This window comes from Iodobacter sp. BJB302 (genome assembly GCF_002735645.1).
Classification (GTDB): Bacteria; Pseudomonadota; Gammaproteobacteria; order Burkholderiales; family Chitinibacteraceae; genus Iodobacter.
Map to the genome: position 1 here is coordinate 1 of NZ_PDZG01000116.1, position 7,502 is coordinate 7,502.

A 7,502-nucleotide genomic window follows, 5' to 3' on the forward strand; every position below is an offset into this window, starting at 1 on the left:
CACCAACACCCCCGCCTCCTCCCCGATGGCAATCGGCAACCCATCCCGCTGCCAAAAGTCCAAACCACCAATCAGCTCTTTCACCGTAAAACCAAGCTTGGCAAGCTTATAGCTGCCCCATGTCGAGCCATTGCAGCCTATGCCATCGCAATAGCACACATAAACTTTGCTGCGATCCAGCTGCGCCGTGCTTGCCTCGTCCATGAAGCGATGAGGAAACGAGATTGCACTTGGAATATGCCCACGCTCATAAGCCTCGGCACTACGGGTATCCAGCGCAATAATCTCCGGGTGCCGCGCATACAGATCGCTGGCTAAATCGGCCGCATCGGTATGAAAGCGCAGTTTCTCTGCCAAGTACGCGGCCGACTCGGCAGGGCTGGCTAAGCCACTACTTTTTACTGCAGATTGATCACTCATTCTCATCTCCAACAAGGTGTTCACAACGCTAATTTAAAGGTAAATTGGCCTGTTGCCACCTACCAATTCTGCCTCTATGAGCAAACCACTTTCTGCGCCACTCTGGCCCACCCTTTTTGCTGCAAGCGCCACTATTGGGATAGGGATTCAAGCCCAGCTGATCCACACCCTGCGTAAAGCCTTGCTCGAAGGCCGATTACCTCAGGGTAGCCGCTTGCCTGCCAGCCGGATGCTCGCCAAAGATTTAGCCATTTCACGCAGCAGCGTAGAGGCCGCTTATGAGCAGCTGGAAGCAGAAGGCTATCTTGAACGGCGGGCAGGATCAGGGAGTTTTGTGGCTTTTACGCCGCAGCTGCGCCCGTCAAAAAAAGTGGCCAGCGCGCCGGCACAGCTCTCTCAGAGGGGGCAAGGAATTGTAGATGCGGGCGGCTGCCGGGACAGCGCGCTGCCCAGCATGGCATTTAATGCCGGCCAGCCCGATACCCGCGCGTTTCCGCATGCCTTGTGGCAAAAGCTGATGCAGCAGCGCTGGGGCAAAAGTGGCGCAGCGCTCGCCAGCTACGGCCCGGCACAAGGCTTGCCGGATTTGCAATCGGCTATTGCAGGCTATCTTGCGCAAGCCCGTGGCGTAGATTGCCAGCCAGAGCAAATTCTTATTTTGAATAGCTCACAACAAGCCTTACAAATGATTGCCCAGCTGCTGATCGATCCGGAAGACACCGTTTGGCTGGAGGACCCTGGATTACTTGCAACTCTTCACTGAAAGTACATCACATTTATGTATCTGTAAAATGGACAAAATGTATCTAGTTATCCAATGTACTTGAGAGACCGCACCCGACCTATTCTGTTGAAAAAGTCGGGTTCTCTCCTGCTCCATGACAAATACACCTAAAAATTGCTTAATAATTCAGCAAATTGACATGAGTTTGCTTAAATAACGGTCAGATTTACTAGAGTTTTGCATCGATTTTCGTGAACAGCGGCAAGCGACCGACTTTTTCAACAGAATAGACCCACTGCCGTCATTCAGCAAGCCACAATATGAGCGGCAGCAAACTATTTAGTAGTGAACAGTTGTCGGAGTGAATTTTTTTACTGTACCTTTTTAAAGTACGCTTCAAGCGCGTTTACTAAATTGGCTGGTTTAGCAATTTCTATGCCTAATCGCCTAGCAGCCTCAATTTGCGTTGGGTTCATTGCCGATAAAACAATCTCTTTAGTTTTGGCTTGCTCGCTAGATGCTTCAACAGTCACAAGACTAAATAAAGCATATGCCACAACCATATCCTTCTGCACCCCTTTACCGAGCTGATACATAACACCAAGATTAAACTGTGCTGGTGAATTTCCTTGCTCAGCGGCCTTACGATACCAGCTCACAGCTTGGGCGTAGTCCTGCGGTACACCTAGGCCTTTTTGGTACATCATGCCGAGGTTAGATTGCGCAGGTGCACTCCCTTGCTTAGCGGCCTTACGAAAAAAATTCGCTGCTTGGGTATAATCCTGCTGCATGCCTTGACCGAGTTGATGCATGATACCAAGGTTGAACTGCGCAATTGAATTGTCTTGTTCAGCCGCCTTACGAAACCAGTTTGCCGCTTGCGCAAAGTCCTGCTGCATGCCTTGGCCAAAGTAGTACAACGCGCCTAGATTTTGTTGTGCATCGGCATTTCCTAGCTCTGCTGCCTTATGAAACCAACTGGCCGCTTGAACATAGTCCTGCGGTACACCCTGACCGAGTAGGTACATCACGCCGAGATTAGATTGCGCCTTAGCAAAGTTTTGTTCCGCGGCTTTGCGATACCAGCTCACTGCTTGGGTGAAGTCTTGCGCCACGCCTCGGGCATTTTCGTACATCGCACCGAGGTTGTGTTGTGCGATGGCATTGCCTTGCTCAGCAGACTTACGATACCAGCTCACCGCCTGAATAGCGTCCTTTGGCACGCCTCGACCACTGTCATACATCACGCCGAGATTAGATTGTGCAATGGCATTTCCTTGCTCAGCCGCCTTACGGTACCAAAATACGGCTTGGGCATAATCCTGCTGAGCGCCTTGACCGTTCTCATACATTCGCCCGAGGTTGTCTTGCGCAATAGCATTTCCTTGCTCAGCGGCTTTACGAAACCAACTCACAGCTTTGACGGCGTCCTGCGATACGCCTAGCCCTCTTTCATACATCATGCCAAGGATATTTTGAGCTGTAGCATCACCTAACTTAGCTAATTGCATAAATTCATTGTGCGCCAATACGTAGTTTTTTGCTTCAAGTGCTGCAAAGCCTTCACTTAATCCAGCGTTTGCAGTTGCTAAACAGCCAGTGAATATTGCGGTGAGAAATAGTTTCTTCATTTTTTCTCCTATTAGCTTGCTTAAGTTTTCAGTGGTTAGATTAATCAGCTCTCTTGATTTGCTAGTAAAGTACAGTTTAATAATTACGTAAAAATTACTTTTTGTAAGGAAATGTAAACCTAGTATATGTAAAGCAAGTGGTAAATCCTAATTTTGCCACTTTATTCTCTTACGAATGCCTCTCATGTTATTGATGATTCAGTGTTCGTAACGGGTCTTTTTTTTGCATAAGCCGGTTGCTGGCCTAATACCGTCAGCCAAAAGCCCACAGTAATTGTTAGTGCACATTATAGTTGACGCAAAAATATGCAGCTTGTTGTATTACTAGCTTCGCACGGGGGTTGCTTTCGCCGAGCTACTGAAGGCTGGAGTGGGCTGGATTGATGTCTGCAATAGCAGCTACTGCGGGCATTCAGTTAGGTCACAATCGTGAGGACAAAAGTCTGCTGTTGGCCGACTGCGGGCTGTCGCATAGTTTAAACCCGTCAATCAAAGCGAGCTGCAATCCGAGTTTGGCTGTAGCTAAATTGGTAAGCTGAGTGGCGACGTTCGGTGAGTTTGGGTGGATAAATTGAATAAGATTATGCAATAGGTTTGCATTACTCTGGTATTGCACCCTGAACTTACTCTGGTATTGCCCTGCAAAAACACCATAAGATGTTGTATTTGTTGGATTTTAAGCTAGCAAAATTTTTGAAATTTTCTCTAAAATCGCTCAAAAAATGTTTTTTAAAACAAGTGTTTTTGGCATTTTTCTTAGTCTTTGACAGAACTGAGCACAAATTCTGTACGTTCAAGAGTAAAATATTTACTTACATTTTTTATTGGTTAGGCTTCAGCACTAAGAAACCAATGTTATTGGCGTATATTGAATTGTGTTTTTTGGATAGTAATGCCATCTAGACATGACTACTGCTAAAAAAATCTAATGCTGCAACTTATAAAAGCATGCAATTTAAGGATAAATCACATGGCAAGGCAGAAAAAATCTAGCGCCGGTAACGTCGTAGTCATAGTTATTGCTTGCATTGTGGCCTTGGTCGCATCAGTACCAAAGGAAATTTGGATAGGTTTGGGAATTATTGGCTTGATTTGGGCTGTATCAAAACTCACCAAAAAAAGCAGCACAGGTAATGATATCCAAGCGGTGATTGCACGCGATAAACAACCATTAACAACAGCAAAAGCAAGTACGAATACTATTTCGAGCCATTCCATAAAATCACCAACTCGAGAGCACGCAATTACAAACGAAGACATTCCCATTCAAGTAAGAGTCAATACCGCACATACTGATGCATCTGAATATCGAATTCCTGCCCCACCTTCTGGGTCGGGTTCACAAAAATGGATTCCAATAGGTCAGCATATCGAGGTTGCAGGAACCACGATTACTGGTGGAATGGTTTACGTAGGCACCACCACTCATTATGGGGATACCCCTGACCCTTCATTAATAGCGACCAATAAACCAGTTGCAAAATATGGTGACTACACAGAGCGACAATTTAGTTATTGGCCAAGTTATTCAGAGATTTCGGATTCTGCGCGGCGAGCTTATCTGAATTGGCTAGCTGGCGGCAGAAAGGACCCTGAAGCTGAAATCGGATTTGTATTTTTATTTTTCTACGGTCTTGAACGCCGGGTATTGGTTGATGCTCAAACAGACCCTATTGCAAAAGCCGAATTATCTGTAATAGCGCAAGAGCTGCAGCGTTTATTAAAAATTTATGGTCCAGCCTCGGGCTCATTCCGGAGCTATGCCGGCCAGTTATATGACTGGATATCCATGAGCAATTGTGCAGACTCTCTGTATCTGAAGCCGGTACCAACTTTTCCAAAGTCATATGATGTGCCCGTGTATATTCGTCTTGCTCTTGGGCAGGCGGCGATAGATAGCGCTCCCGTACCTGCAACTCTTGCACTTGCATGGATTAAACATGCGCCCAACATTTCATTAAGGACTCCCGCAACTCGTTGCGAGAGTGAATTCAGCAGACTATTTACATTACGCTATCACGAGAAATTTGTTGAAGGACTGCTGTTACCTCGCAACAAAACCAAACTGAAATTTCAATACCGCCCAGCGTCAGCCGGTTTGCTGCGAAATGGCGAAACAAAACTGAGCTTTGGTGATATTCCTGATGTAACTGTACTTACTGGGCCATTGAAAAAGTTGCAGGAAATAGTCGAATCAACGACAAAAGAGTTGGAGTCATATAGCCGTTACTTATCAAAGAACTTGGAAGGTAGCACTGAGCTTGAAGGTGTATTGCTCTTGCCTCCATTGTTGTGGCCTGACAATTTAACTTTAGCGTTGAAGAGCATTCAATCAGGAATGGAGGATGGCGAGATAGTAATGCCATATCAAAAACTACTTTCCGCATTAAATGCCAAATCAGTGCTAACAAAAGATAAAGCAATTACGTTAGCCAAAGCTTTAGAGTCGATGGGCATCGGCATAGAACCAAATCTACTCGGTGGCGCAAAACTTCCTAAACTAGAAGACACAGTCGTTTTATTTGATATTCCAGCTGGGGAAATCATTTCTCCAATAACACCAGCTTATCAGATAGCCGTATTGACTCTTCAGCTTGCCTCATCGATTGCAGCAGCGGATGGAGATTTCGATGCAAAAGAAGCCGCACTTTTGCGTGAGCAAATTCAAAGCTGGACACATCTAACTCCGTATCACAACCGCCGTTTATTGGCGCTGCTTCGCTTGCTCGTCATTTCTCCTGCATCCCTGACTTCACTAAAAAAACAACTCGAGCCGTTGGATATAGAAACCAAAGAAATTCTTGGCTCATTTATGGCAACAGTCGCTCAATCAGATGAGAAGGTTACGATTGAAGAAATCAAGATGCTTGAGAAGGTTTACAAAGTTCTCGGCATTGATAGTAAAAAAGTATTTAGTGATATTCATGCGGCAAGTCCAGATACCCCATCTGTGACACCCACCAAAAAAGCAGAGGTTTCAACTTTCAAACTTGACTCTGCACGCATTGCGGCCTTGCAACAAGACACCGCCAAGGTTTCAGTCTTACTAGCCAATATTTTCAATGAAGAAGCTCAAATTTCAACGCCGAGTCCATCTATTGAAGTTGCTATCGAGCAGGATGATTCCGAATCAATAACAAAACAGAGTTATTTGCTTGGCCTTGACGAGTCGCATGACGCACTAGCTCGTATGCTACTTTCAAGACCACAATGGAATCGTGAAGAGTTACTTGATGTGGCGTCAGACCTTGATTTGATGCTTGACGGTGCGCTTGAGCGAATTAATGAAGCAACATATGACGTTCATGACATCCCATTCACCGAAGGTGATGACCCAATTGAAGTTAACGCTGAAGTTCTGGAGAAAATTGAAGCATGACCATCACCATACGCCCGAAAGACCGAGATGCAGTTATTCAATCACTACGTGCCGGTGTAGTTCCCCGCGCAGGCCAACATTTAATTCAAGTTGGACGTACTAATGAAATCGAAACTCTAATTGGTGATATAGACCGTGTTGCTGACGGCGGGTCTGCATTTCGAATTGTTACTGGTGAATATGGTGCAGGCAAAACTTTTTTCCTTAATCTAGTTCGCACAGTAGCGCTCGAAAAAAAGCTAGTCGTAGCAAGTGCAGATTTAAATCCTGACCGTAGACTTCATGCTAGTGGTGGCCAAGCTCGGTCGCTCTATGCGGAGATGATGCGCAACATTTCGACCAGAACCAAACCAGATGGTGGTGCCCTTGCTGGAATTGTCGAGAAATTTATTTCCACGGCAAAATTGGAAGCCAAAGCAAATGGCCTTTCAACCGAAACCGTTATTAGAGAAAAGCTAAATCATTTAACAGAACTAGTGAATGGCTATGACTTCGCTGATGTTATTGCAGCTTATTGCCGTGGTGTTGAAGAGGGACTCGAGCAACTAAAAGCTGATGCAATCCGCTGGCTACGTGGCGAGTTCACAACCAAAACAGATGCTAAGCAGGCCTTAGGTGTGCGCAGTATTGTTGATGATGCCGCTGTTTACGACCAATTGAAATTGCTTGCTCGCTTTGTTCGGTTGGCCGGATTCTCGGGCTTGCTCGTGAATCTCGATGAACTAGTTAATTTGTACAAGCTTTCAAATACGCAAGCAAGAAATGCCAATTATGAGCAAATCTTGCGGATTTTAAATGACTCGTTGCAGGGCTCAGCAGATGGCCTTGGTTTTGTTCTTGGAGGAACGCCTGAGTTCTTGCTTGATACACGACGTGGTTTATACAGCTATCCAGCACTTCAAAGTCGCTTGGCTCAAAACACATTTGCCGTGGGAGGCTTGGTGGACTTCAGTGGTCCAGTCGTACGACTTTCAAGTCTTACGCCTGAAGACTTCTATGTATTACTTCAAAATATTCGACATGTTTATGCCGCAGGTGACCAAGCAAAGTATTTGATTCCAGACCAGGGGATTTTTAGCTTTATGGAGCACTGCTCAAGCCGTATTGGAGATAGCTATTTTCGAACACCACGAACCACCATAACTTCGTTTATAAATCTTCTGGCAGTTTTAGAACAAAACACTGGAGCCGCTTGGCAAGATTTACTTGGAGGAATCGAAGTGCGGTAATTGTCAAGATAGTTGAGATGTTTTTACGATTTAAGCGACCTGTAATTCCTCGCTTGTTTTAGGCTCAATAGCCCGGTCGGGGTTCAATTGCACTTCATCTTGCCAGCTCCAGTTCCGAG

General features: G+C 45.6%; 5 protein-coding genes. 3 read left to right on the forward strand and 2 right to left on the reverse strand.

The features are described 5' to 3' along the window. A partial coding sequence (locus CSQ88_RS21395; protein WP_099400090.1) for a rhodanese-like domain-containing protein occupies window positions 1-420 on the reverse strand: 420 nt, incomplete at its 3' end. 76 nt (window positions 421-496) lie between these two features. On the opposite strand from CSQ88_RS21395, the gene CSQ88_RS21400 reads away from it, so the two are divergent. Then, entirely contained in the window at window positions 497-1,183 is a 687-nt protein-coding gene (locus CSQ88_RS21400) for an aminotransferase class I/II-fold pyridoxal phosphate-dependent enzyme (protein WP_099400091.1), read from the forward strand. 332 nt (window positions 1,184-1,515) lie between these two features. Here CSQ88_RS21400 and CSQ88_RS21405 read toward each other — a convergent pair whose 3' ends face one another. Next, the gene (locus CSQ88_RS21405; protein ID WP_099400092.1) at window positions 1,516-2,775 is read right to left on the reverse strand and encodes an SEL1-like repeat protein; all 1,260 of its coding nucleotides are present in this window, start codon (window positions 2,773-2,775) and stop codon (window positions 1,516-1,518) included. A 928-nt stretch (window positions 2,776-3,703) separates the two neighbouring features. Here CSQ88_RS21405 and CSQ88_RS21415 point away from each other — a divergent pair. Together CSQ88_RS21415 and CSQ88_RS21420 are read left to right on the forward strand one after the other, a co-directional pair. Next, entirely contained in the window at window positions 3,704-6,154 is a 2,451-nt protein-coding gene (locus tag CSQ88_RS21415; RefSeq protein WP_218963170.1) for a TerB N-terminal domain-containing protein, read from the forward strand. Continuing rightward, entirely contained in the window at window positions 6,151-7,383 is a 1,233-nt protein-coding gene (locus tag CSQ88_RS21420; RefSeq protein ID WP_099400095.1) for an ATP-binding protein, read from the forward strand. The genes CSQ88_RS21415 and CSQ88_RS21420 overlap by 4 nt, the downstream gene beginning before the upstream one ends. Window positions 7,384-7,502 lie beyond the last annotated feature (119 nt).